The organism is Jeotgalicoccus nanhaiensis (genome assembly GCF_015235105.1).
Taxonomy (GTDB): Bacteria; Bacillota; Bacilli; order Staphylococcales; family Salinicoccaceae; genus Jeotgalicoccus; species Jeotgalicoccus nanhaiensis.
Genome location: NZ_JADGLW010000005.1, coordinates 109,901 through 132,338, shown reverse-complemented (window position 1 = coordinate 132,338; position 22,438 = coordinate 109,901). Strand labels below are relative to the sequence as shown.

The following is a 22,438-nucleotide window of genomic DNA, read 5'->3' as shown; positions in this document are numbered from 1 at the left end:
AAAGCGCTGTATAAATTAGGCGGTTTCCATATAAGCTCTGCTGCCGTGAGGATTATTTATCGGTTTGTTATGGTAGTATAGAGCGTGGAAATAAGATAATAATAATTAAATTATTATATTATAAATGTGAAGAACAGGGAGGAAATTGTAATGGATTTTCGTTATTTACCAGCTACTGAAGCTGATAAAACACAGATGTTAGAAAAGATCGGTGCAAAATCCACAGACGAGCTTTTTTCAGATATTCCTGAAAAAGTGAGACTGGACAGAAAATTAAATCTGAAAGAGCCAACTAGTGAGTACGAGCTTAAAAAAGAAATGACTGCAATGGCTGCTAAAAACGCCAACCTGCAGGATTACAGTTCATTTTTAGGTGCCGGGGTTTACGATCACTTTATCCCGTCGGTAGTTGACCATGTTATTTCAAGACAAGAATTTTATACTTCTTACACACCTTACCAGCCGGAAATGACACAGGGTGAACTGCAGGCTATGTTTGAGTTCCAGACGATGGTTTCTGAAATTACTGGCATGCCTATCGTGAACTCTTCATTATATGACGGCGGAACTGCTGTTGTAGAAGCAATGTACTTAAGTAACGTTCAGACTAAGAAAAACAAAATCCTGGTTTCAAAAGCATTACACCCTGAGTACCGTCAATTAGTTAAAACTGCATCAAAAGGTAAAGGCCTTGAGATTGTTGAAATCGGTTTATCTGAAGGGAAAACAGATTTAGAGCAGCTTGAAAAAGAAATCGATGAAAATACAGCTTCAGTAATCGTTCAATACCCTAACTTCCTGGGTCAGATCGAACCGCTTGAAGAAATAAATAAATTAATTAAAGAACAGCCTAAAGCAATGATGATTGTTTCGAGCAATCCGTTAGCACTAGGATACTTAACGCCGCCTGCAGAGTTCGGTGCCGATATCGTTGTCGGTGATACTCAGGTATTCGGTATTCCTGCACAGCTTGGCGGACCGCACTGCGGCTACTTCGCAACAACTGAAAAGTTAATGCGTAAAGTACCGGGACGTTTCGTTGGTGAAACTGTCGACCAGGACGGCCAGCGCGGATTTGTGCTTGCACTTCAGACGAGAGAGCAGCACATCAGACGTGAAAAAGCGACATCAAACATCACATCTAATCAGGCCTTAAACGCAGTAGCAAGTTCAGCTGCAATGAGCGCACTTGGTAAGAATGGTGTTAAAGAAATGTCTAAACTGAATATGCAAAAAGCAAGATACACAAGACAGCAGCTTGAAGAAGCTGGTTTATCATCTGCATTCAGCGGATCATTCTTCAACGAATTCGCAGTTAAGCTTTCAAAACCTGTTAAAGAGGTTAACGAAAAGTTATTTGAAAAAGGAATTGTCGGCGGATTTGACCTCGGTATTATTTACCCTGAGTTCGAAAACCACATGCTAATTGCAACGACAGAAATCCGTTCTAAAGAAGAAATCGATGCATTTGTTAAAGAATTGGGGGATATCAACAATGGCTAATGAAAACTTTCCATTAATTTTTGAACGCAGTAAAGAAGGCAGAGTAGGATATAACCTTCCTGCACTTGATGTACCGGAAGTTAATTTAGAAGAAGAAATTGATGATGCTTACGTTCGTAAAGTAGATGCAAATCTTCCGGAAGTTGATGAGCTGGAATTAATGCGTCACTATACTGGATTATCGAACCGCAACTTCGGTATCCATACAGGATTTTATCCTTTAGGATCTTGTACGATGAAATACAACCCTGTAATTAACGAAGATGTTGTAAGATTACCGGGCTTCAGCCACATTCACCCGTATCAGGATACGAGAACTATCCAGGGTGCTTTAGAATTAATGTACGATCTTCAGGTTCACCTTGAAGAAATTACAGGAATGGATGAAATCACTTTGCAGCCGGCAGCCGGTTCACAGGGTGAATGGACTGCATTAATGGTGTTTAAAGCTTTCCACGCAGCAAACGGAGAGTCACACCGCAACGAAGTAATCGTTCCTGACTCGGCGCATGGTACGAACCCTGCATCTGCAGCAGTTGCAGGCTTTAAAATTGTCGAAGTTAAATCAAACGATAAAGGTTTAGTTGACGTTGAAGACCTTAAAAAGGTAGTTAACGAAAACACTGCAGCATTAATGCTGACAAACCCGAACACTTTAGGTTTATTTGAAACTGAAATCCTTGAAATGTCAGAGATTATCCATGAAGCAGGCGGTAAAATGTACTATGATGGTGCAAACCTTAACGCTATTATGGGATACGCACGTCCGGGAGACATGGGCTTTGATGCAGTTCACCTTAACCTGCACAAAACATTCACGGGCCCTCACGGCGGCGGCGGACCAGGTTCAGGCCCAATCGGTGTAACAGACGAGCTTGCGCCTTACCTTCCAAAACCGGTTGTAGTAGAAGAAAACGGTGTCTACGATTTAGACTATGACCGTCCAGATTCAATCGGTATGGTTAAGAACTTCTACGGTAACTTTGGAATAAACGTCCGTTCTTACACGTACATCCGCACACTTGGTGCTGAAGGACTTAAGAAAGCAAGTGAGTATGCGGTACTTAATGCGAACTACATTATGCGCAGCTTACAGGAGAAATACGAACTTCCATTCACACAGCACTGTAAACACGAATTCGTTATCTCAGGTAACAAACAGAAGGAACTTGGAGTCAGAACTGCAGACATCGCGAAGCGTCTGATGGACTTTGACATTCACCCGCCGACTGTTTACTTCCCGTTAATTGTCGGAGAAGCAATGATGATTGAGCCGACTGAAACAGAGTCTAAAGAAACTCTGGATCACTTTATCGATACAATGCTTCAAATCGCTGATGAAGCGGAAAACAATCCGGATATTATCCACGAAGCACCGCACAAAACACCGGTTAAACGTTTAGACGAAACAAGAGCTTCACGTAAACCTGTTTTACGCTGGACTAAAGAAGGATAAGTAATATTTTAAGCCCCTGTACCAGATACTTGATGTATCAGGTGCAGGGTTTTATTTATAGTGAGTTGATTCACAATGTCACGAATTAATCATAAATCTTGAAAAATTTTTTCTTCTGAGCCGCTTTTTAAATGCCTCTCTCATCAATCTGCGTTAAAATGACGGACAAGTAAGAAATTAAAGGAGAATTACACAATGAAAAAATGGTTATCAAGTTTAACAATAATAGGTTCATTGCTGCTGCTCGGAGCATGCAATGGTGATGAAGAAGCAGCAACCGAAGATACTGAGAGTACAGAAGAAGCAGCACCTGAATCAGGTGCGGCAGCGGAAGGTGAAGAAGGCGCAGGAGCAGAAGAAGGAACAGCAGAACAGCCGGAAATGCCTGAGCCGGATTTAGAAGACGTACCTGATGTTGTTGCCGAAGTAAATGATACTGAAATTGAAAAAGCGGAATTTGAAGAAGCGTATAATATGCAATTCCAGCAGATGGCTATGATGTCTCAGATGTCTGGTGAAGAAGTGAACCAGGACGATTTGAAAAAACAAGTAGCTGACGGTCTTGTATCTCAGGAATTATTACTGCAGGAAGCGGATAACCGTGACCTGGAAGTGACAGAAGAAGATAAAAATGGTGTGCTCGACAGTTTAGTTGAACAAAACGGTATGGAATCACAGGACGACCTGTTCGCAGCATTTGAAGAGCAGGGTATGCCTGAAGATGAAGTGATGTCACAAGTTGAAATGCAGGTAAAAGTTGATAAACTTATCGCTGAAGAAGCGGGCGATATCGAACCGTCTGAAGAAGAACTGCAGGAAGTTTACGATGCGCAGGTAGCACAGATGGAACAGATGGAAACTGAAGAAGAACCGCCTGCATTTGAAGAAATGGAACCTCAGCTGAAAGAACAGGTTGTACAGCAGAAAGAAGGAGAAGCAGCACAGGCACTAGTTGCAGATCTTAAGGAAAATGCAGATGTAACAGTTCATATTTAAAAAGATGAAAGACTGATGGAAATTAAATCCATCAGTCTTTTTTTATTAGATCCACCATTTAATTAAAGAGCCGACGGCAAAACCGAAAATTGCATGGCTGAATGTCCAGTAAAACCAGGAAGAAAAACTGTCGGAAGCGGGAGGTTTATCTGTGAGTAGGCTGAGAAAATAAAGTACGCCGCTGCCTGCTGTATATACGAGAACGTACGGCCAGATGTTTGTTTCCCATCCAAACGGGACGAGCATATAGAATAATACAACAGCACTTACTATACAGGTCATATAGTGAAAGATAATTCCTGTAATCCACTTATCACTCCATTTTTTAAGCACCGGCATATAGTCCATATTGTATAAAAGAATTTCCGCTTTGTTCCCGGTAGTAAGACGGATAATTTTTCCTGAAGCGGCAAGTATCATTCCGGATATAAAACCTATTATGATTAACTTTAAAAAGATAGTCATCGAAACACTCCATGTCATTTTATTCCTTTTATATACCCGGTTAAGATAGGTATTTATCGCGATGGATGTAATTTTCTCTGATACTTTTTTAGCTTATTCGTTTGCAGCAAACAATTAAAGCTGTCATTCCCGGCTAACCGGCATTGTAATCTTTGTCACGTACTTATCGCTGTCATTTACCGAAATGCGGTCGAGTATAGGTTCAGCATAAAAGTAATCGGCAGCTTTAAGACGATGCTCTGTTATAAAAGAGAACATCTTTTCATACGTATCTGAGAACGCTTCGTATTTCCCTATGTGATAGCCGGTAACCTGTAAGCCCTGTTCTTTTTTTGCCAGCGGCAGTGCGTCTGTATAATCTGTTTTTGCAAATAAGTATTCGAAGCTGCCGACTTCCGAAGCTGCCGGGTCTTCGATTTTAATCAGAGCACCGATGGAATATTTTTCATGAAGCTCCCGCATGCATACTTGATAGAAGTCAGAGATTGCAGCTCTGTTTTCATCATCATCATTATCGAGAGGGGCACTTAAATATACATACTCTTCCTCAGCCTCACTCAGCACAATTTTACTGAAATCGGTGTTCTTCGCTTCTTTGGTAAGCAGTATTTTCTTTTCTATCGTGTTCTGAATACTGGCAAGGTTATTTATCTTTTCAGAAATCTGCCTCGATTGTTCTGTGAACATTTCAATCATCGTATCAGGTGTTGTAATACTGATAAATTCTTTTATCTCGCTGAGCGGCATCTCCATTTCTTTTAGGGATTCTATTACATACATCGTATCGAATTGTGTATACGAGTAATACCGGTAGCCTTTTTTATCTTTGTGATGAGGGCAGAGCAGTCCGATATTATCATAATGGAAAAGAGTCTGTTTAGTGACTTCACAAAGTTTAGCGAAATCACCTGTAGTAAAATAAATTTCTGATTTCATAATGCTCACCTCTTGACTATATGGTTACCATATACTTTATATTATACTAGGTCATCATTTTGATGTGTATTGGAAACTCTCACTTTTCAATATGAAGAAATTATAAGAGGTGCAAAATGACAGAGAATAATAATATAAAGTACGAATTTTTATCGGAGGATCCGAACGCAAAAACCCTGCCGATTATGGTCGCGTTAATTATCGGAGCCTTCTTCGCCATTTTAAATGAAACACTGCTCAATATTGCGTTAACCACACTGATGGCGGAGTTCGATATTACGCTTTCCACAGTTCAATGGGTAGCGACCGGTTTCATGCTTGTCATGGCTATCGTCATTCCCGTATCCCCGCTGTTAATGGGCTGGTTTACGACGAGGCAGCTGTTTATCGGTACGATGGTCACATTTTTAATCGGTACCGTTGTCGCTGCGTTCGCGCCGACTTTTTCTGTGCTGCTCCTTGGCCGGATGATTCAGGCGATCGGAACCGGCTTGATTATGCCGATTATGTTTAATGTATTTTTACTGATTTACCCGCCTCATAAAAGAGGTAAGATTATGGGAATTGTCGGGCTCGTTATTATGTTTGCTCCCGCAATCGGTCCGACGCTGTCGGGTGTTATTGTGGAATACTTCGGCTGGAGATTTTTATTTATCTTCGTTATGCCGTTTACGGTTTTTTCAATTCTCTTTGCTTTGAAATACCTTGTAAATATTACCGAAATAACAAAGCCGAAAATAGACTGGATTTCACTCGTGTATTCAACAATCGGTCTCGGGGCAACGATATACGGCTTCAGCCATGCAGGAGAAAGTGCAGATGGCTTTATGACACCGTCTGTCTTTATTCCGATTATTATCGGACTCATTGGTATCCTGCTCTTTGTCCTCCGCCAGTTTAAGCTCGATGAGCCGCTGATGGATCTCCGGGTCTTTAAGTTTCCAATGTTTGCCCACGCAGTGGTGTTATTTGTCATTATTATTATGATGATGTTCGCGTCGGAATTAATTCTGCCTGTATTTATGCAGGGACCGATGGGTCTGACTGCAGCAGCGGCAGGACTTCTGCTCTTGCCGGGGAGTTTGCTGAATGGTGCAATGAGCCCGTTTATGGGAGCTTTATTCGATAAAGTCGGCCCGAAAGTCATGATGATTCCGGCAACGATTGTCCTTGCTGTGACGATGTTTATGTTCAGCAACCTGACAGCGGACACGCCGCAGTGGGTTATTATTGCAGGCTTTATGCTGATTATGCTGAGTGTATCTGCAACGATGATGCCTGCTGAGACGAACGGTTTAAACCAGCTGCCGAAACATTTATATCCGCACGGTACTGCTGTAGTATCGACCTTGCAGCCCTTGGCCGGAGCAATCGGCGTGTCGGTGTTTATCGGCCTGCTTAACTCGCGTCAGCAAAGCTATCTGGAAGGTGCAGCAAATCCTGAATCAGAAGCGGCAATGACAGCAGCGATGGTTTCGGGAGTAGAATTTGTTTACTTCCTTATCTTCATTATTGCATTAATCGCAGTAGTGATGTCCTTGTTCGTTTACCGTGCAAAACCGATCGAAGATTTGGTGCCGGCACCAGTTAAAAAAGACAATAATTAATGAATAATTTATGAAATCACTTCATTTTCGAAATGAAGTGATTTTTTTACGTGTATAATGTATATACAGTGTTCTGTAAAGGAGCGGGAATTATGAGTAAATGGTTTATGGGATTTCTAATCATTGTTATCGCAGGATTGCTAATTTTTACAATTATGATAGCATTAGGCGGAGTATAATACTTTTAAAAATATATAAAGTTGGGGTGAGGCATTATGAGGTTGAATAAAGGAGACATTGTACGTGCGGGCCATGCTCACATGAGACGTCCGATGAGAGGTGTCGAAGGACCTTTATATTTAACGAAAACAGCATTGTTTCACGAAGGCTCAGTTGGACCGTATATTGAATCGGTTGAAACGATTATTGATTTAAAAGATATTAAAGAAATTAAAACGAAACGCAGCATGGGCTTGATTCCGAATGTGATTAAAATAATTACTCACAATAACGATATATTCAAGTTCAGTGTGTTTAAACGGGAAGACTGGATTACAGCGATAAATAAAATGAGAAAAGAATTATATGCACCTGCAGAAGATTAGGTTCTGCAGGTTTTTTCATGACGATCACACTTTTGTGTAAAATGACTTTTTGTGGTAATATCATCATGGATAAAAATTCGAGATACTATAGATAAGAAGGTTTAAATATATATGAAAGAAAATTTTTGGCGTGAATTACCGCGTCCATTTTTTGTTTTGGCCCCGATGGAAGATGTCACAGATGTCGTTTTCCGTCATGTTGTCAGCGAAGCAGGACGTCCCGACGTATTTTTCACTGAATTTACAAATACAGAAAGCTTTTGTCATCCGGAAGGTGTACACAGCGTACGGGGACGCCTGACTTTTACTGAAGATGAGCAGCCAATTGTTGCCCATATATGGGGAGATAAGCCAGACCATTTCCGGGAAATGAGCATAGGAATGGCAGAGATGGGCTTTAAAGGCATTGATTTAAATATGGGCTGTCCCGTTCCAAACGTTGCGGCGAAAGGTAAGGGGGCAGGTCTCATCCAGCGTCCTGAAACAGCGGCGGAGATTATTCAGGCGGCAAAAGCAGGCGGTCTGCCGGTCAGCGTTAAGACGCGACTCGGCTATACTGAAATCGATGAGTGGAGAGATTGGCTGACACACGTATTTAAACAGGATATTGCGAACCTGTCTATCCATCTCCGTACGAGACGGGAAATGAGCAAGGTCGATGCGCATTGGGACTTAATCGGAGAAATTAAACAGCTGCGCGATGAAATTGCACCCGATACACTGCTCACGATTAACGGAGATATTCCGGACAGAAAAACAGGGCTCGAATTGGCAGAGAAATACGGTATTGACGGTGTTATGATCGGACGCGGGATTTTCCATAATCCGTATGCTTTTGAAAAAGAGCCGAGAGAACATACAAGCGAAGAGCTCCTCAGTCTGTTAAGACTGCATCTCGATCTGTTCGACAAGTATTCTAAAGAAGAATCACGTTTGTTTAAACCGCTGCGCAGATTCTTTAAAATATACGTGCGCGGCATTAGAGGCGCAGGTGAGTTAAGACACCAGCTGATGAGCACGAATACAACCGATGAAGTCCGAGCTTTGCTCGATGACTTTGAAGCCGGAATGAAGTCGGCAGAATAACAGTCATCCCTTTTGAAAAATCAAAAGGGATTTTTGCGTTGATAAATGATACGATTATATTCAAATATACAGAGGAAGTGAGCAAGATGTTGACTGCACTGCTCGGCGCTGCGATTGGAACCGGAATGTCCATGCAGTCAGCCATCAATTCGGGTCTCCGGACTTATGTGAGATCTCCATTTACTGCATCGATGATTTCATTTGTCATCGGTACCGTGTTTTTAAGTATTATCGTGCTGGTGAACGGTCTGCCGCTCACACCGCCGCTGTCCGCTTTTACTGGTGAGCCGCTATGGATATGGCTCGGCGGGGTGTGCGGTGTTATTGCGCTGACGACGAACATATTTATCTTTCCTAAAATAGGAAGTGTGGAAACTGCGATTATGCCGATTATCGGGATGATTATTACCGGCATGGTCATCGATAATTTCGGCTGGTTTAACTCGATGATTCAGCCTTTCGGTCTGACGAGATTCCTCGGCGTTGTACTGATTTTTGCCGGGGTCTTTCTTGCGGTGGTGCTGCAGGATATTATGAAGCAGCGCCGCTATAAACTTGAACCGGTGAATGATGAAATCAATAAATGGCCGTGGCGTGCGGCTGGTTTTACTGGGGGCGCACTGTTGTCAATTCAGGCAGCAATTAACGGCGAACTCGGCAGCGCTGTAAATTCACCATTTACGGCAGCCTTTATTTCTTTCTTTATCGGAGCGGCGACCTTAATTATCATTGTTTTAATAAGAGAAAAAACATTAATTCCAGTGAAATACCCTATTACAGAAAAAGCACCGCTCTGGGTTTGGCTCGGTGGAATATTCGGCGGATTTTATGTATTAATTAATATATTTCTCGTCGGTGAAATAGGCACAGGGCCGACCATTGTGCTGGTGCTGTTTGGTCAGATTACAGGCAGTATTCTCGTCCAGCAATTTGGTATGTTCAGATCTGGGAAAAATACAATTGTTCCGGTTCAGCTTGTCGGCCTGCTTGTTCTGCTTGCAGGTGTCATGCTGATTAATCTGTTTTAAGATTTATTTTTTAATATAACTATACGGAGGTTAATATTATGAAGACAATTTTAGGACATCACCATATTTCTATGCTGACGAAAAATGCTCAGGAAAATAACAAATTTTATACTCAGGTCCTCGGTATGCGCAGAGTTAAAGTAACTGTTAACCAGGACGATCCGTCAATGTATCATTTATTTTACGGCGATAAAAACGGTACACCGGGAAGTGAGCTCACCTTTTTTGAAATGCCGATGGCAGCTCACACCAGACGCGGCACAAATGCAGTTACGCGGATAGGACTGTTCGTCAGAGGAGAGAGCAGTTTATCGTACTGGCAGAAAAGATTTGATGAACACGGCGTGGAATATAGTGAGGCAGCAAACTACGGCGGAAGAAAATCTCTGCTTTTTGAAGACGGTGATGGACTGCGGCTGGCACTGCAGGCAGCAGAGGATGATGCAGTCAGCAGATTCGACAGCTGGAACGGCTCCGCTGTGCCGGAAGAATATCAGATTATGAGCATGGGGACTGTTGAAATGAGTGTCCGGCGAATTGAAAAAATGGAAAGAACACTGACGGAACTGTTCGATTACGTGAAAGTATCGGGAGATGACCATGAACGACTGTACCGGCCGGCGAATAGTGACGGACACAGTGAAATCCTTGTTAAATATAAAGACGGCGACCGCGAACGGCCGGGGCGCGGGAGCGTGCATCACCTCGCGATTAATGTAGAAGATGAAGAAACATTGCAGTACTGGCATGAACAGGTTGTTAAGAGAGGCTTCAGTTCAACAGGAGTCGTTGACAGACACTTCTTCAAAAGCTTATACTTCCGGGAATCCAACGGCATTATGTTTGAACTTGCAACAGATGGACCCGGGCTCGTGGGTACAACACCCGGCATTGAAGCGGGAGAAAAATTAGATCTGCCGCCATTCATGGAAGCGGACAGAGCTGAGATTGAAGCAAAACTGACTCCGATTGAAAAAGGATAAGAGAATATAGTGAAGTTAGTTTGGGCAGATATCCTTGATAAGGATATCTGTTTTTTTGATGAGATTGAAGGAGCTGGCTGGTGGTGAGCAAGTTAAGGATATTATGCGTGACCTTGCTCGTAATGGGTGGTGAATTGAGCAAGGTGGTGTCATTTTGGGAGACCTTGCTCATAATGAGCGTTGAAACGAGCAAGGTGGTGTAATTTTGGGAGACCTTGCTCATAATGAGCGTTGAAACGAGCAAGGTGGTGTAATTTTGGGAGACCTTGCTCATAATAAGCGTTGAAACGAGCAAGGTGGTGTAATTTTGGCTGGCCTTGCTCATAATGAGCGTTGAAACGAGCAAGATGGTGTAATTTTGGGAGACCTTGCTCATAATGAGCGTTGAAACGAGCAAGGTGGTGTAATTTTGGCTGGCCTTGCTCATAAAAGTATAAAAATATTGTAAAATGAACTTACTAACTGTAAAGAGGGTAACAGCATGAACGCATTTGATGCATTAAATATTTTTTATCGTGAAGATGTTATATCGGATTTTCTGAAAAATTGTTTTGAAGATTCGAGAGATTTCCTAAATCAATTCCTAGCCTTAGTAAATCTTAAAATTGATAAGAATCATAACTATAAAGTGATTAATCGTTTGGGTCTTGGAAAATCAATCGGCACACCTGACATGATAATATATGAAACAAATAAGCAAGTCCCCAAAATTATTGTTATAGAAAATAAGCTGGGTACGGGTGAAGGGGTTAAACAAACACTGCGCTATGAAGCAGAACTGGCGCAGCACAAAATTTTAAGAAAACTAGGTCTGGAAACAGCGGAGTTTCACTTTATTTTTTTAACGCTGGATACGACGGTGCTGCCCGGAAGTTCAAAATTTAAGCGTGTACATTACAGTTCGTTCCTGAATAATAATTTTAATGTAAACAATCTCACTCTGAACAGGCTGCTCGAAGATTTTAAAAATAAGCTCAGTGCATTTTATATGCCTCTCAAAAATCCGGGGAACGCTCTGACGAAAGGTGTTTCATTAGATACTGTGCAGAGAAAGATCTGCTGGCAGAAGATTCTTTTTGAGAACTTTAAAGATAAACAGAACTTTGATATCAGCTGGGGAGAAGTTGGTGGAGCTGGCCGTAACAATTTTTTGTTTCTAATATCGAAACCAAATTGGAAATCACTCAAGCCATTTGAAGCAAACGGACTGGAAGGAACTTTTTATATTCATATAGATACCTATATCAATCTACTTGGGGAGAGCGGAAACACGATAAAAGACATCGGCATCCGTTTTGAAACAAATCCTTATAAACCTCGCAATCAAATCAAAAACCTTCCAGGATACGATAAATTTATCGAAAATAAAAATAACTTTGCAGTGTTACTTAACAGCAGGCTGAAGGAAGTAATTCCTGAATCGAAGGAGAAGAGAACGTCACTTTTGACTGCAGCAGTTCCGGTAAATCAAAACAGCCTTGAAGACAGCCTTGAAGATTATTATAAAAAAGTGAAATTAATCGAAGCAGTTATAGATGAAACATTGTTATCTATTGGCCACATTTAATTGACAATAACGGTGATAAGTTCAACACAAATTTCCAAACTAATCACCATCTCAACATAAAAATAAGACCCCCGCTTTTTTAAAAATAACAGGGTGTCTTATAACACATTTAATAATACTATTTATTTTGCTGCACTAATTCTAAATATTTTTCTGTCACCACGCTCTAATGGCGCGTTTCTCATCATGAAATAAGATAATACTAAGAGTATTAGGGAAACTAAAGCAAACAAGTGTAAAAACAACATATAATCCGTAAGGAAGAATTCAAATAGTGGTGCCAGATCTATAAAGAAATATGCTGTGACTAATCCGAGTATAATTACTGCAGCGATAATCAGCGTGCGTAATGTACCGAGATTGAAGTTGATGACTTGTGCGAACATACCGATTCCAAAGAAGGAAAACAACCATAGAAAATCAACCCAGAAATACATTAACGGATTCGCATCGTTCACCAGATCCGCCATATGATATACATATCCATTTTGAAATACCATCTCACCGATATAGTGCAATACAGTTAATAAGACAGCGCCTATGACGAGATAAATGAAGCCCGAGATAAACGCGGACACCATGAATTGCTTTCTTGTGCCTCCAAATGACAGTATGAATTTATAACTTTTGAAAAATATAAACGTATAAGTGAGAAATACGATGTAGAATGGTCCGAATATTAATCCTAATGGTTCATTATTGTCTAACTGTGTACTGAGAAATATATATAGTGCGAAAAGGGCAATCGTAATACCGATATTAATATAAAATGTCAGGCTCATTTCTTTAAAGACAACTTTAAAAGGTCCTTTAAGCGTGTGCATTCAGTTCCGCCTCCTTCTTAGTTAAATTGACAAGATAATCTTGAAATGGTGCTTTTTCAATCATGACCCCGGCTTGTTCGGCACGATGTTTTAATTCGTCAGTCAGTGGTGAATCAAGCATTACATTTAACTGCCGGCCGAGCTTTCTTTCTTCAAGTACACGTATTGTACCGATAACACTTCGAACTGCTTCTTTAGACCCGCTTAAATGTACGCCATTGTTTTTTAGCACATCCGTTTCTTCATAATGCATCAGCGTATTATTGTCGATAATTGCAATTTTTTCACATAGCGGTTCAACTTCTTCAATGTGGTGTGATGAAAGTAAAATTGTACGCGGATGTTCATCATATGAATCTAACAGTACATCGTAAAATTGTTTCCTCATATGAGCATCGAGACCATTTGACGGTTCATCAAAAATTGTCAGCGGTGCCTTACTCGCCAGACCGATAGCGATAGTAATCATCGTTTTCATCCCTTTAGAAAATGTGCGGATCTTTTTCTTTCGGGGGAGCTGAAAAATATCAATCAGTTCATCTGCCAGTGCCTGATCCCAGTTTTGATTAAAATCACGGCCAAATTCCAAAGCATCATTTACATCCCATGTATCCGAGTAGGGGTGATCTTCCTGCATAAATGCAACATGGTGCATCGCATGGCTGTTGTTGTAAGGTTCAACACCATCCACTTCCACGAGGCCTTTGTCCTGCTGCTCCATTCCTGATAAAATTTTCATCAACGTTGTTTTACCTGAACCGTTGCGTCCCCACAGTCCAATTATGACTGGTTCAGTTTCTGTTAAATTCACATCTTTTAATATATTTTTTCTGTCATAAGCAAACGATAAATTATTTATTTTAATCATCATTATCCTCCTCTATAAATTTAATAATCTCTTCTGTCGTCATTCGAAGTCTTTTAGACTCTTCAAGCATTGGTTTGATAAATTGCAGGCGGAATTCTTGTTTGCGCTTCTCAATAAGTTTTGCTGTTGCACCTTCCGCTACAAAAATACCGACACCTCGCTGCTTATATGCATAACCTTCATCGACAAGCACCGCCAGTCCTTTTTGGGCAGTAGCACGATTGACCTGATAAAACTTTGAAATTTCAGTCGTTGAAGGAATCTTATCTCCTTCAGCAAGTTCACCTTCTATTATGTCGTCTTCAATCATTTCGTATATTTGTTGAAATATTGGTCGTGAACCATCTAATACAGCTTTCAAAAATTCCCGCCTCCTCTTATGCTGATTGGTTGATTAGTCGTGTAATCAACTATACATTTGACAGTGCGTTTTGTAAACAATAAAACTAAAAAAAGTGATAACCCAAAATGATTTAAATTAAATATAAAAGCTTTATAATTAATAGTGAAGAGAAATTACAGAAGGTAATTTAATGACTAAAACAGCAATTATTAATGGTGAAGTTATCCGCATCGACGGGGGATTCACAAATACTAAGTAATAATTACAGCTGGCTTTTCCTTTGAGGAAGCCGTTTTTTTCTATTAAAATCCTAAAAAACACTTGAAAGTCAAAGAAGGTCAGTTTATAATAAATATATAAGGTCAAAGATAGTCAAAAGAAGAATTTAATAAAAATAAAGAGTGAGCATCATATTTGAAAATATCTTTTAAGGCCTTTATACTGTATTTATAGTCAAATATAGTCAAAGTCAAAAGACTGTGAATACGAATATATCAATAGGAGGAAACACATATGAAATGTCAAAATTGCGGAATTAACGAAGCGAATGTAAACCTTGCAATGAATTTTAACAATCAAAAAATGCAGGTTCATTTATGTGACAGCTGTTTCCAGGATATCCAAGGTCAAATGATGAATTCAAATGACTTTTTTAAAGGATCACCTTTCGAAAATAATAATATGAACAATAAATATTTTAATGGACAAGGAAACAAAGGAACAAGTACACAAACAAAAGAACGTGAAAATAATCAGCGCGACGGGCTTTTAGACCAGCTCGGCAATAATATTTCAGACGAAGCAAGAGCGGGTAATATAGACCCGGTCATCGGACGCGACAAAGAAGTAAAACGCGTTGTTGAGACGCTGAACAGACGTAATAAAAACAATCCGGTATTAATCGGTGAACCAGGTGTCGGTAAAACGGCAATTGCTGAAGGATTGGCATTGAAAATAGTAGAAGGCAATGTGCCGGCGAAATTAATGGACAAAGAAATTTACGTGCTGGACGTAGCATCGCTTGTTGCGAATACTTCAATGCGCGGTCAGTTCGAAGAGCGTATGAAACAGCTCATTGCTGAACTGAAAGAGCGTCAGGAAGTCATTCTCTTTATCGATGAAATTCACCAGATTGTCGGTGCGGGTTCTGCGGAAAGTTCACAGATGGACGCAGGTAACATTCTTAAACCGGCGCTTGCACGCGGTGAACTGCAAATTATCGGTGCAACAACGCTGAAAGAGTACCGTCAGATTGAAAAAGACGCAGCGCTCGAACGCCGTTTACAGCCGATTATCGTTAAAGAACCGACCTTAGAGGAATCGGTTTTAATCCTTAAAGGAATTAAAGACCGCTATGAGAAATTCCACGAAGTCAGCTATTCCGACGAAGTGGTTGAAGCGTTTGTGAATTTATCGCACAGATATATTCAAGACCGTTTCTTACCGGATAAGGCAATCGACTTAATGGATGAAGTCGGCGCACGGTTGAATCTCGCAAATGCAGAAAATGATACAGATTCAATCAAACAGAAACTTGAAAAAATTGCTGAAGAAAAAGACGCTGCGGCAGAGCAGGAAGATTATGAAACTGCAGCACGCTTGAAATATCAAGAACTTCAGCTTGAGAAACAGCTGGAAGCAGCAGCTGATGATCAGCAGGTTATGGATGTTGATGTATCTGATATTCAGCTTATAGTCGAAGAAAAAACAGGTATTCCTGTGACGAAACTGCAGTCTGAAGAACAGGCGCAGATGAGAGACCTCGGTACGAATCTGAGTGCTAAAGTCATCGGTCAGGACGAAGCGGTGGATAAGGTAGCGAAAGCTGTCAGAAGAAGCCGTGCAGGACTTAAATCGAAATACCGTCCAATCGGTTCATTCTTATTCGTCGGACCAACGGGTGTTGGTAAAACTGAATTAACGAAAGCGCTTGCTGAAGAGTTATTCGGTACAAGAGAATCCATGATTAGACTCGATATGAGTGAGTACATGGAGAAACATTCCATTTCTAAAATTATCGGTTCACCTCCAGGCTATGTCGGTCACGAAGAAGCAGGACAGCTGACAGAGAAAGTGCGTCATAATCCTTATTCAATTATTCTTTTAGACGAAATTGAAAAAGCGCACCCTGATGTACAAAACATGTTCCTGCAGATTATGGAAGATGGCCAGCTGACAGACTCACACGGCAGAACAGTCAGCTTTAAAGAGACAGTGATTATTATGACAAGTAACGCTGGTACAGGTGATAATAATGTAAGCGTCGGCTTTAATGCGGACCAGCACGAATCGGTCAGCACGCTTGAAAACTTAAGCAATTATTTCAAACCTGAATTCCTGAACAGATTCGATGCAATTATTAACTTTAACGAACTGTCAGAGGATAACTTAATGGAAATTGTTGATTTAATGCTTAATGACTTGCAGGAAGCATTAGAGGAAAATGAAATTGAGATTTCAATTACAGATGACGCCAAGAAAAAACTCGTCAGCCTGGGTTACGACAAGCGTTTCGGTGCAAGACCGCTGCGCCGTGTCATTCAGGATAAAATCGAAGATCAGCTGACAGATTTAATTCTGGAAGAAGATGAATTAAATAATGTTAAAGCGCATATCAAAGACGGGGAAATTGTCGTTGTAAAAGCTTAATATAAATGAAAAACCTTAAATCCACTCAGGATTTAAGGTTTTTTTGTTTATACGGGTTAATACATACAGTGCCGGGGTATTTTATATATAAATATTTATGCGAAAGAGGAATGTCTATGGCTCATCAAAACATTGATTCGCATCGGAGTAAAAACATATGGTCAGGTATTTTTTTAGGAATCGGCTTAATGGCGCTCGTCGATGAAATTATTTTTCACCAGCTTCTTCAGTGGCATCACTTTTACGATCATTCGACGACATTTATCGGTATTTTGTCTGACGGCCTGCTCAATTCATTCGCCTTATTTGCCCTCGTGATCGGCTTCTTTATGTTTGCGGATTCACGCCGGAAAAAAGAAATGCACAAACGGCGGTGGATAGGAGGAATATTTACCGGACTCGGTATTTTCCAGCTGTTCGACGGCATTATAAACCACAAACTGCTCCGTATTCACCAGGTACGCTATGACGTTAATATACTGCCGTATGATTTAGCCTGGAATATCGCAGGTGCAATTTTCTTAATTACAGGGATTGTAATAATTTACAAGTCAAAACGCGAAAGCGCAGGTAATTAAGGATGCATCACATGAATATGACGCATTTTTTAATTCTTGAAATTATCGTCGCCGCGCTCGCGGTGGCTGCCTTAGTACTTTACCCTGCAGCCATGTATGCTTCCGGAAAAGAACATCAAAAATGGAAATGGAGCAGGTATATCCTGTTTGCAGCAGGTGTGATTCTTTCAGCTGCTGCGCTGACAGGTCCGCTGGCGCGTTTGTCCCATATGGATTTCACTGTCCATATGCTGGGGCATCTGCTGCTCGGTATGCTTGGACCGCTTCTTATACTGCATGGTAAACCGATGACTCTCTTGATGAGAACTCTGAAAGTAGCCAATGCAAGAAAACTGAGTAAAATTCTGAATTTGAAGTATGTTCAATTTATCAGCAATCCAATTGTCGCTTCTATATTAAATATCGGCGGCTTATTTCTTATTTATAAAACAGGATTATTTGAAATTATGCACTCATCTGTACTCTTGTTTGCGCTTATTCATCTTCATGTTTTTCTCGCGGGCTATCTTTTTACGATGTCGATAATTTATATCGATATTGTTACTCACCGTTACACATTTTTATACCGTGCTGCAGTCCTGATTGCGGCCCTTGGTTTTCATAAAATACTATCCAAGATGATATACGCTTCACCTCCGGCTGGCATAGCACGAGAGGATGGTGAAGCAGGTGCAATGCTGATGTACTACGGCGGCGACATCGTTGACCTCGCACTGATAATTATCTTATGCTGGCAGTGGTATAAGGCTGCAGGAAGAGAGCATACTCGTTCATTAAAATTTTCTTAGATAACAAAGAGCTCTGACCTTCTTTTTGGTCAGAGCTCAATTTTATTCTGTAATATCAGCAAAATTACCTGCGGTGACTTGCAGTAAATCATCAGGAGCAAGTTCCATCTGCATGCCGCGCTTTCCAGCAGAGACGACAACTGTCTCCATCATTTCTGCTTGTGCTCCGATATAAGTCGGAAACAGTTTTTTCATGCCGACAGGCGAACAGCCGCCGCGGATATAGCCTGTCGTTCTCTCAAGATCTTTCATATGAAGCATATCGACTTTTTTGTTGCCGCTCGCTTTGGCAAATTTCTTTAAATCGAGCTCGGTTGAAGAAGGAATACAGCCGACAAGCACTCCTGTATTATTGCCGACAGCAACAAGGGTTTTATAAATTTTGTCGAACGGCACCCCCGCGTTCTCCTCATCTGTATGATCTTCATTCCAGGGATATTCATGCACTTCGTAGCTGATTTTGTTATTCTCAAGTACGCGCATGGCATTTGTTTTTTGGATTTTCTTTTTCTTCATATAGCTGCTCTCCTAATCAGTAAAAAGTATAGTTTCAAAAAGTAAGTGCAGGGTATACATAGATAGTATTTAAAATCATAACATAACCGGAGGGTTTTTAATGAAAATAGGAATCGTAGGCGCAACGGGTAAGGCCGGCAGTTTAATATTAGATGAAGCGGTCAGAAGAGGACATGAGGTCACTGCGATTGTCAGAAATGCTTCGAAGTTAAATAATGATAATGTGAAAGTAATAGAGAAAGATGTACATGATACATGGACAGAAGATTTTAAAGGACTGGATGTCGTCGTAAACGCCTTCGGTGCTCCGCTTGGTGAGAAAGATGCACACGTTGAAGCGGGCCGGGTGCTGATTAATGCGCTTTCCGGCACTGGCATCCGTCTGATTGTTGTCGGCGGTGCCGGCAGTTTGTATGTCGATGACAGCAGAACGATGAAAGTTATCGATACACCGAACTTCCCGGATATCTTTAAACCGACTGCGGGCGGACAGAGTGAAAACCTGGAAGAACTAGAGCAGACAACAAACCTAAAATGGACCTTTATCAGTCCGTCAGCAGAATTTGATGCCGAAGGAAAACGGACGGGAGCATATGAAACAGGTGCAGACGTGCTGCTTGTGAACAAGTCGGAAGAGAGCTACATCAGCTACGCTGACTTTGCAATCGCAGTCATCGATGAAGCTGAAAATGCGGAACATGTAAATGAACGTTTTACAGTCGTTGCCGAGAAAGAATAACTAGAGATCAGTAAAGTTTTACCGGAAATATAAAGGGAAGATTATGAGTAACATAATTTAGGAGGAGATTTTTTGATTCAGCATCAGTTATATATCGATGGCGCCTATACGGACTCGACAGGAAAAGACTGGATTGACGTGATTAATCCGGCGACTGAAGCGGTAATTTCACGAACTCCGAAAGCGACGAATGCAGATGTAGACAAGGCGGTGCAGGCTGCAGCAAAAGCTCAGAAAGCGTGGGAACTCACGCCTAATATAGAACGCGGGAAAATCGTCCGTAAACTCGGGGATGTCCTCGCAGCAAGACGTGAGACTTTTATCGATCTGCTCCAGGAAGAACAGGGGAAAGATTACGAGCTTGCTGGCGGTGAAGTCGATCTTGCGATTGATTATTTCCACTATATGTCGGAATGGGCGAGACGCATTGAAGGTGATGTGGTGCCGAGCGACCGAGCCAATGAGAATATTTTAATTTACAAAAAGCCAATCGGTGTTGTGGCAGGGATTAATCCCTGGAACTTCCCGGTATTTATACTGGCAAGAAAAGTGGCGACTGCCCTCGTTACCGGCAATACAATCGTGCTTAAGCCGAGTCAGCATACACCAAACACGACGATGGAATTCACAAAAATTGTCGATGAGATGAAAGAAATCCCGGCAGGCGTCTATAACGTGGTAACCGGTGCGGGTTCTGAAATCGGCAACGCGCTCGCAAAACATAAAAATGTAGATATGATTACGATGACCGGCAGTATTACTGCGGGAACTAAAGTGATGGAAGCGGCAGCCCAGAATATTACAAAAGTGAACCTGGAGCTCGGCGGCAAAGCACCAGTTATCGTGTCGCAGCATGCAGACATTGATCTTACAGTGAATGCTCTCGTGACCTCGAGACTCGCTAATAACGGCCAGGCTTGTACAAACGCTGAACGTGTTTATGTACATTCCAGTGTCGCAGAAGAATTAACTGATAAGCTTGCTGCAGCTTTTAAAGAGAAAAAACTCGGCAATCCCCGGGAAGATAAAGACGTTGAAGTCGGGCCGCTGATTAATGAAGACCGTTTGAACACAGTCGCTGACATGGTGGATGAAGCAGTGGCTGACGGTGCGAAAGCAGTTACCGGCGGGAAGAAAGCGGATATGGAGAAAGGTTTCTTCTATGAACCAACCATTTTAACGAATGTAACGCATGATTCTAAAATTATGCGCGATGAAATATTCGGGCCCGTTTTGCCGATTGCGACTTTTGAAACAATCGATGAAGCAATCGACATGGCAAACGACACAATTTACGGACTGTCATCATCACTTTACACTGATGATATGAACGAAACGATGAAAGTCATCAACGAGATGAAGTTCGGTGAAACGTATGTGAACAGGGAAAACTTTGAAGCAGTCCAGGGTTACCATGCAGGCATGAGACAGTCAGGGCTCGGCGGCACCGACGGTAAACACGGTGTTGAAGATTTCTTAGTTACACAGGTTGTGTACATGCAGTATAAAAATGAATAGATAGAATGAGGAAGATGCCATTATTTTTTTAGAAATAATGGCATTTTTTTGGCGTAATCCGGCAGCTTGTTTAGTATAATGCTAAGCAGGAAGATATATGAGGAGCTTTAGTATGTTTTTAAAATCAGAAGAAGATAACAGGCGGCCGGACAGAAAGAAATATCACTTTGATCCGGTAAGAGTACTCATGGGAATGGCAGTTGGATTTATTATTCCGGAAATCGCGCAGTTTTTATCAGAAAAAGTAATTAGTAACGATACACTTGAAAATATCGCTGGAGTATCGAGCATCGGACTTGCAGTAATATTCGGGATTATAATGCTGTTTGTAACGTTCCGGGTGGAAATGATATATGACGATGATAAAGCTCAAAGCGGTAAGATTCACGGTGAGCAGAATGAAGTGACCGACTTGCTGAGTGAATATCATGAAGCGAAAGAAGCGGGTGACACCGAGCGCATGAAAAGTACTGCAGCACGGCTGAAAGAACACGGAGTGCTTATCAAGAAATAGAATATTATGAAGCGAAAAGTAAAATCCGGAGAGACGGGTTTTACTTTTTTGTTGTGCCAATTACTGTTTAATGTTAAAAAGTAACAAAATAAAATTAAAGGTGTTAAATTATCACATTATTTTCTTTACAATGTGAAAAACAAACAATATAATGAATCTCAAGGTGATGGATATGAAGAGTAAAAGACAGCAGTATATTGTCAACCGGGTAGCTGAGGACAGCAATGTAACGATAGAGCTGCTCGCAGCCGAGCTTAATGTTTCCGAGATGACTGTACGCCGTGATTTAAAGGAACTTGAATCAAATGAACAAATTATCAGAACGTCCACTTCGATCTTGCTGAGGGATTCCTTCTTAAATGAAGTGCCGTTCGTAAAGAAGCAGCTTGTGAATATAGAAGAGAAACGGCTGATCGCGAAAAAGGCAATGCAGTTCATTAAACCGGATGAAACAATACTGCTCGATGCCGGTACAACGACTCTTGAAATTTGCAAACTGTTAAAAAATGCAGATTTTACAGTACGTATCGTTACGAATGATATTAAAGCGGCAGCTGAGTTAATCGACAGTCAGCATGAAGTGATTATATTGGGCGGAACTGTCCAGCAGAATGTCGGTTCAATGTACGGTGCCCAGACGATTGATATGCTGAACAACATTAAAGTGAATGTTTCTTTTGTCGGCACCCAGGCCATGATGGTGGATGAAGGTATTTTTGCACCGACGATTGAAAAGGCAAAGGTAAAACGTTTAATGATGAAGTGCGGCCAGACAGCTTATCTTGTCGTGGATTCCAGTAAGCTCAGCCATACTGCATTTTCAAAGATTTGCGACTTAAAGGATTTTACAGGAATTATTACAGATGATCATATCGGACCAAATGAACTTGACCGGATTGCTGAACATACAGCTGTAATATAAGGAGGGT

22 protein-coding genes are annotated in these 22,438 nt (G+C 41.2%); 16 read left to right on the top strand and 6 right to left on the bottom strand.

Annotated elements, in window-relative coordinates:
• Nucleotides 1-150 precede the first annotated feature (150 nt).
• The 3 genes from gcvPA (at nucleotide 151) to IR135_RS08285 (ending at nucleotide 3,955) form a co-directional block, all read left to right on the top strand.
• A complete protein-coding gene (gene gcvPA, locus IR135_RS08295) occupies nucleotides 151-1,503 on the top strand; it encodes an aminomethyl-transferring glycine dehydrogenase subunit GcvPA (RefSeq protein WP_135098478.1) in 1,353 nt (450 codons plus the stop codon).
• The gene (gene gcvPB / locus IR135_RS08290) at nucleotides 1,496-2,959 is read left to right on the top strand and encodes an aminomethyl-transferring glycine dehydrogenase subunit GcvPB (RefSeq protein ID WP_135098476.1); all 1,464 of its coding nucleotides are present in this window, start codon (nucleotides 1,496-1,498) and stop codon (nucleotides 2,957-2,959) included. The genes gcvPA and gcvPB overlap by 8 nt, the downstream gene beginning before the upstream one ends.
• A 195-nt stretch (nucleotides 2,960-3,154) precedes the next feature.
• Nucleotides 3,155-3,955 carry a SurA N-terminal domain-containing protein gene (locus tag IR135_RS08285; RefSeq protein WP_135098474.1) on the top strand — a complete coding sequence of 267 codons (801 nt, stop codon included), beginning with the start codon at nucleotides 3,155-3,157 and terminating at the stop codon, nucleotides 3,953-3,955.
• Nucleotides 3,956-4,000: 45 nt separating this feature from the next.
• Here the strand turns inward: IR135_RS08285 and IR135_RS08280 are convergent, their stop codons facing one another.
• Nucleotides 4,001-4,420: a hypothetical protein gene (locus tag IR135_RS08280; RefSeq protein ID WP_135098473.1), complete on the bottom strand. Its 420-nt coding sequence runs from the start codon at nucleotides 4,418-4,420 to the stop codon at nucleotides 4,001-4,003.
• 123 nt (nucleotides 4,421-4,543) lie between these two features.
• Nucleotides 4,544-5,356, bottom strand: coding sequence for a MerR family transcriptional regulator (locus tag IR135_RS08275; RefSeq protein ID WP_135098471.1), 813 nt, complete (start codon nucleotides 5,354-5,356; stop codon nucleotides 4,544-4,546).
• Between the two features lie 116 nt (nucleotides 5,357-5,472).
• Between IR135_RS08275 and IR135_RS08270 the strand changes: the two genes are divergently transcribed.
• The 6 genes from IR135_RS08270 (at nucleotide 5,473) to IR135_RS08245 (ending at nucleotide 12,172) form a co-directional block, all read left to right on the top strand.
• The gene (locus IR135_RS08270; RefSeq protein ID WP_135098469.1) at nucleotides 5,473-6,963 is read left to right on the top strand and encodes an MDR family MFS transporter; all 1,491 of its coding nucleotides are present in this window, start codon (nucleotides 5,473-5,475) and stop codon (nucleotides 6,961-6,963) included.
• 215 nt (nucleotides 6,964-7,178) lie between these two features.
• On the top strand, nucleotides 7,179-7,508 hold the full coding sequence (locus tag IR135_RS08265) for a GRAM domain-containing protein (protein ID WP_135098467.1): 330 nt from the start codon (nucleotides 7,179-7,181) through the stop codon (nucleotides 7,506-7,508).
• Nucleotides 7,509-7,619: 111 nt separating this feature from the next.
• On the top strand, nucleotides 7,620-8,594 hold the full coding sequence (locus IR135_RS08260; protein ID WP_135098465.1) for a tRNA dihydrouridine synthase: 975 nt from the start codon (nucleotides 7,620-7,622) through the stop codon (nucleotides 8,592-8,594).
• A 38-nt stretch (nucleotides 8,595-8,632) separates the two neighbouring features.
• Entirely contained in the window at nucleotides 8,633-9,622 is a 990-nt protein-coding gene (locus IR135_RS08255; RefSeq protein WP_318272328.1) for a DMT family transporter, read from the top strand.
• Nucleotides 9,623-9,660: 38 nt separating this feature from the next.
• A complete protein-coding gene (locus IR135_RS08250; protein ID WP_135098463.1) occupies nucleotides 9,661-10,605 on the top strand; it encodes a VOC family protein in 945 nt (314 codons plus the stop codon).
• A 481-nt stretch (nucleotides 10,606-11,086) separates the two neighbouring features.
• Entirely contained in the window at nucleotides 11,087-12,172 is a 1,086-nt protein-coding gene (locus tag IR135_RS08245; protein ID WP_135098461.1) for a PD-(D/E)XK nuclease family protein, read from the top strand.
• 122 nt (nucleotides 12,173-12,294) lie between these two features.
• Here the strand turns inward: IR135_RS08245 and IR135_RS08240 are convergent, their stop codons facing one another.
• The 3 genes from IR135_RS08240 to IR135_RS08230 are packed head-to-tail and all read right to left on the bottom strand — an operon-like array spanning nucleotide 12,295 to nucleotide 14,225.
• Entirely contained in the window at nucleotides 12,295-12,996 is a 702-nt protein-coding gene (locus IR135_RS08240; protein ID WP_135098459.1) for a hypothetical protein, read from the bottom strand.
• On the bottom strand, nucleotides 12,983-13,864 hold the full coding sequence (locus tag IR135_RS08235) for an ATP-binding cassette domain-containing protein (protein ID WP_135098457.1): 882 nt from the start codon (nucleotides 13,862-13,864) through the stop codon (nucleotides 12,983-12,985). The genes IR135_RS08240 and IR135_RS08235 overlap by 14 nt, the downstream gene beginning before the upstream one ends.
• A complete protein-coding gene (locus IR135_RS08230; protein ID WP_194194257.1) occupies nucleotides 13,857-14,225 on the bottom strand; it encodes a GntR family transcriptional regulator in 369 nt (122 codons plus the stop codon). Before IR135_RS08230 ends, IR135_RS08235 begins: the two co-directional genes overlap by 8 nt.
• A 495-nt stretch (nucleotides 14,226-14,720) precedes the next feature.
• Here IR135_RS08230 and IR135_RS08225 point away from each other — a divergent pair, with 495 nt between their 5' ends.
• The 3 genes from IR135_RS08225 (at nucleotide 14,721) to IR135_RS08215 (ending at nucleotide 18,222) form a co-directional block, all read left to right on the top strand.
• Nucleotides 14,721-16,856 (top strand): ATP-dependent Clp protease ATP-binding subunit, encoded by a 2,136-nt coding sequence (locus tag IR135_RS08225; RefSeq protein WP_135098455.1) that lies wholly within the window; start codon nucleotides 14,721-14,723, stop codon nucleotides 16,854-16,856.
• A 116-nt stretch (nucleotides 16,857-16,972) separates the two neighbouring features.
• Nucleotides 16,973-17,434, top strand: coding sequence for a DUF2243 domain-containing protein (locus tag IR135_RS08220; protein WP_135098453.1), 462 nt, complete (start codon nucleotides 16,973-16,975; stop codon nucleotides 17,432-17,434).
• Nucleotides 17,435-17,445: 11 nt separating this feature from the next.
• Nucleotides 17,446-18,222, top strand: coding sequence for a cytochrome c oxidase assembly protein (locus IR135_RS08215; protein WP_318272326.1), 777 nt, complete (start codon nucleotides 17,446-17,448; stop codon nucleotides 18,220-18,222).
• Nucleotides 18,223-18,264: 42 nt separating this feature from the next.
• Here the strand turns inward: IR135_RS08215 and ybaK are convergent, their stop codons facing one another.
• Nucleotides 18,265-18,738 carry a Cys-tRNA(Pro) deacylase gene (gene ybaK / locus IR135_RS08210; protein WP_135098449.1) on the bottom strand — a complete coding sequence of 158 codons (474 nt, stop codon included), beginning with the start codon at nucleotides 18,736-18,738 and terminating at the stop codon, nucleotides 18,265-18,267.
• Nucleotides 18,739-18,838: 100 nt separating this feature from the next.
• Between ybaK and IR135_RS08205 the strand changes: the two genes are divergently transcribed.
• From IR135_RS08205 to IR135_RS08190, 4 genes are all read left to right on the top strand, one after another.
• Complete coding sequence (locus tag IR135_RS08205; protein WP_135098447.1) at nucleotides 18,839-19,477, top strand: NAD(P)-dependent oxidoreductase; 639 nt, start codon at nucleotides 18,839-18,841, stop codon at nucleotides 19,475-19,477.
• A 72-nt stretch (nucleotides 19,478-19,549) separates the two neighbouring features.
• On the top strand, nucleotides 19,550-20,995 hold the full coding sequence (gene aldA, locus IR135_RS08200; protein WP_135098445.1) for an aldehyde dehydrogenase: 1,446 nt from the start codon (nucleotides 19,550-19,552) through the stop codon (nucleotides 20,993-20,995).
• Nucleotides 20,996-21,107: 112 nt separating this feature from the next.
• Nucleotides 21,108-21,509, top strand: a complete 402-nt coding sequence (locus tag IR135_RS08195; protein WP_135098443.1) for a hypothetical protein — start codon at nucleotides 21,108-21,110, stop codon at nucleotides 21,507-21,509.
• 172 nt (nucleotides 21,510-21,681) lie between these two features.
• Nucleotides 21,682-22,431, top strand: a complete 750-nt coding sequence (locus IR135_RS08190; RefSeq protein WP_167753397.1) for a DeoR/GlpR family DNA-binding transcription regulator — start codon at nucleotides 21,682-21,684, stop codon at nucleotides 22,429-22,431.
• Nucleotides 22,432-22,438 lie beyond the last annotated feature (7 nt).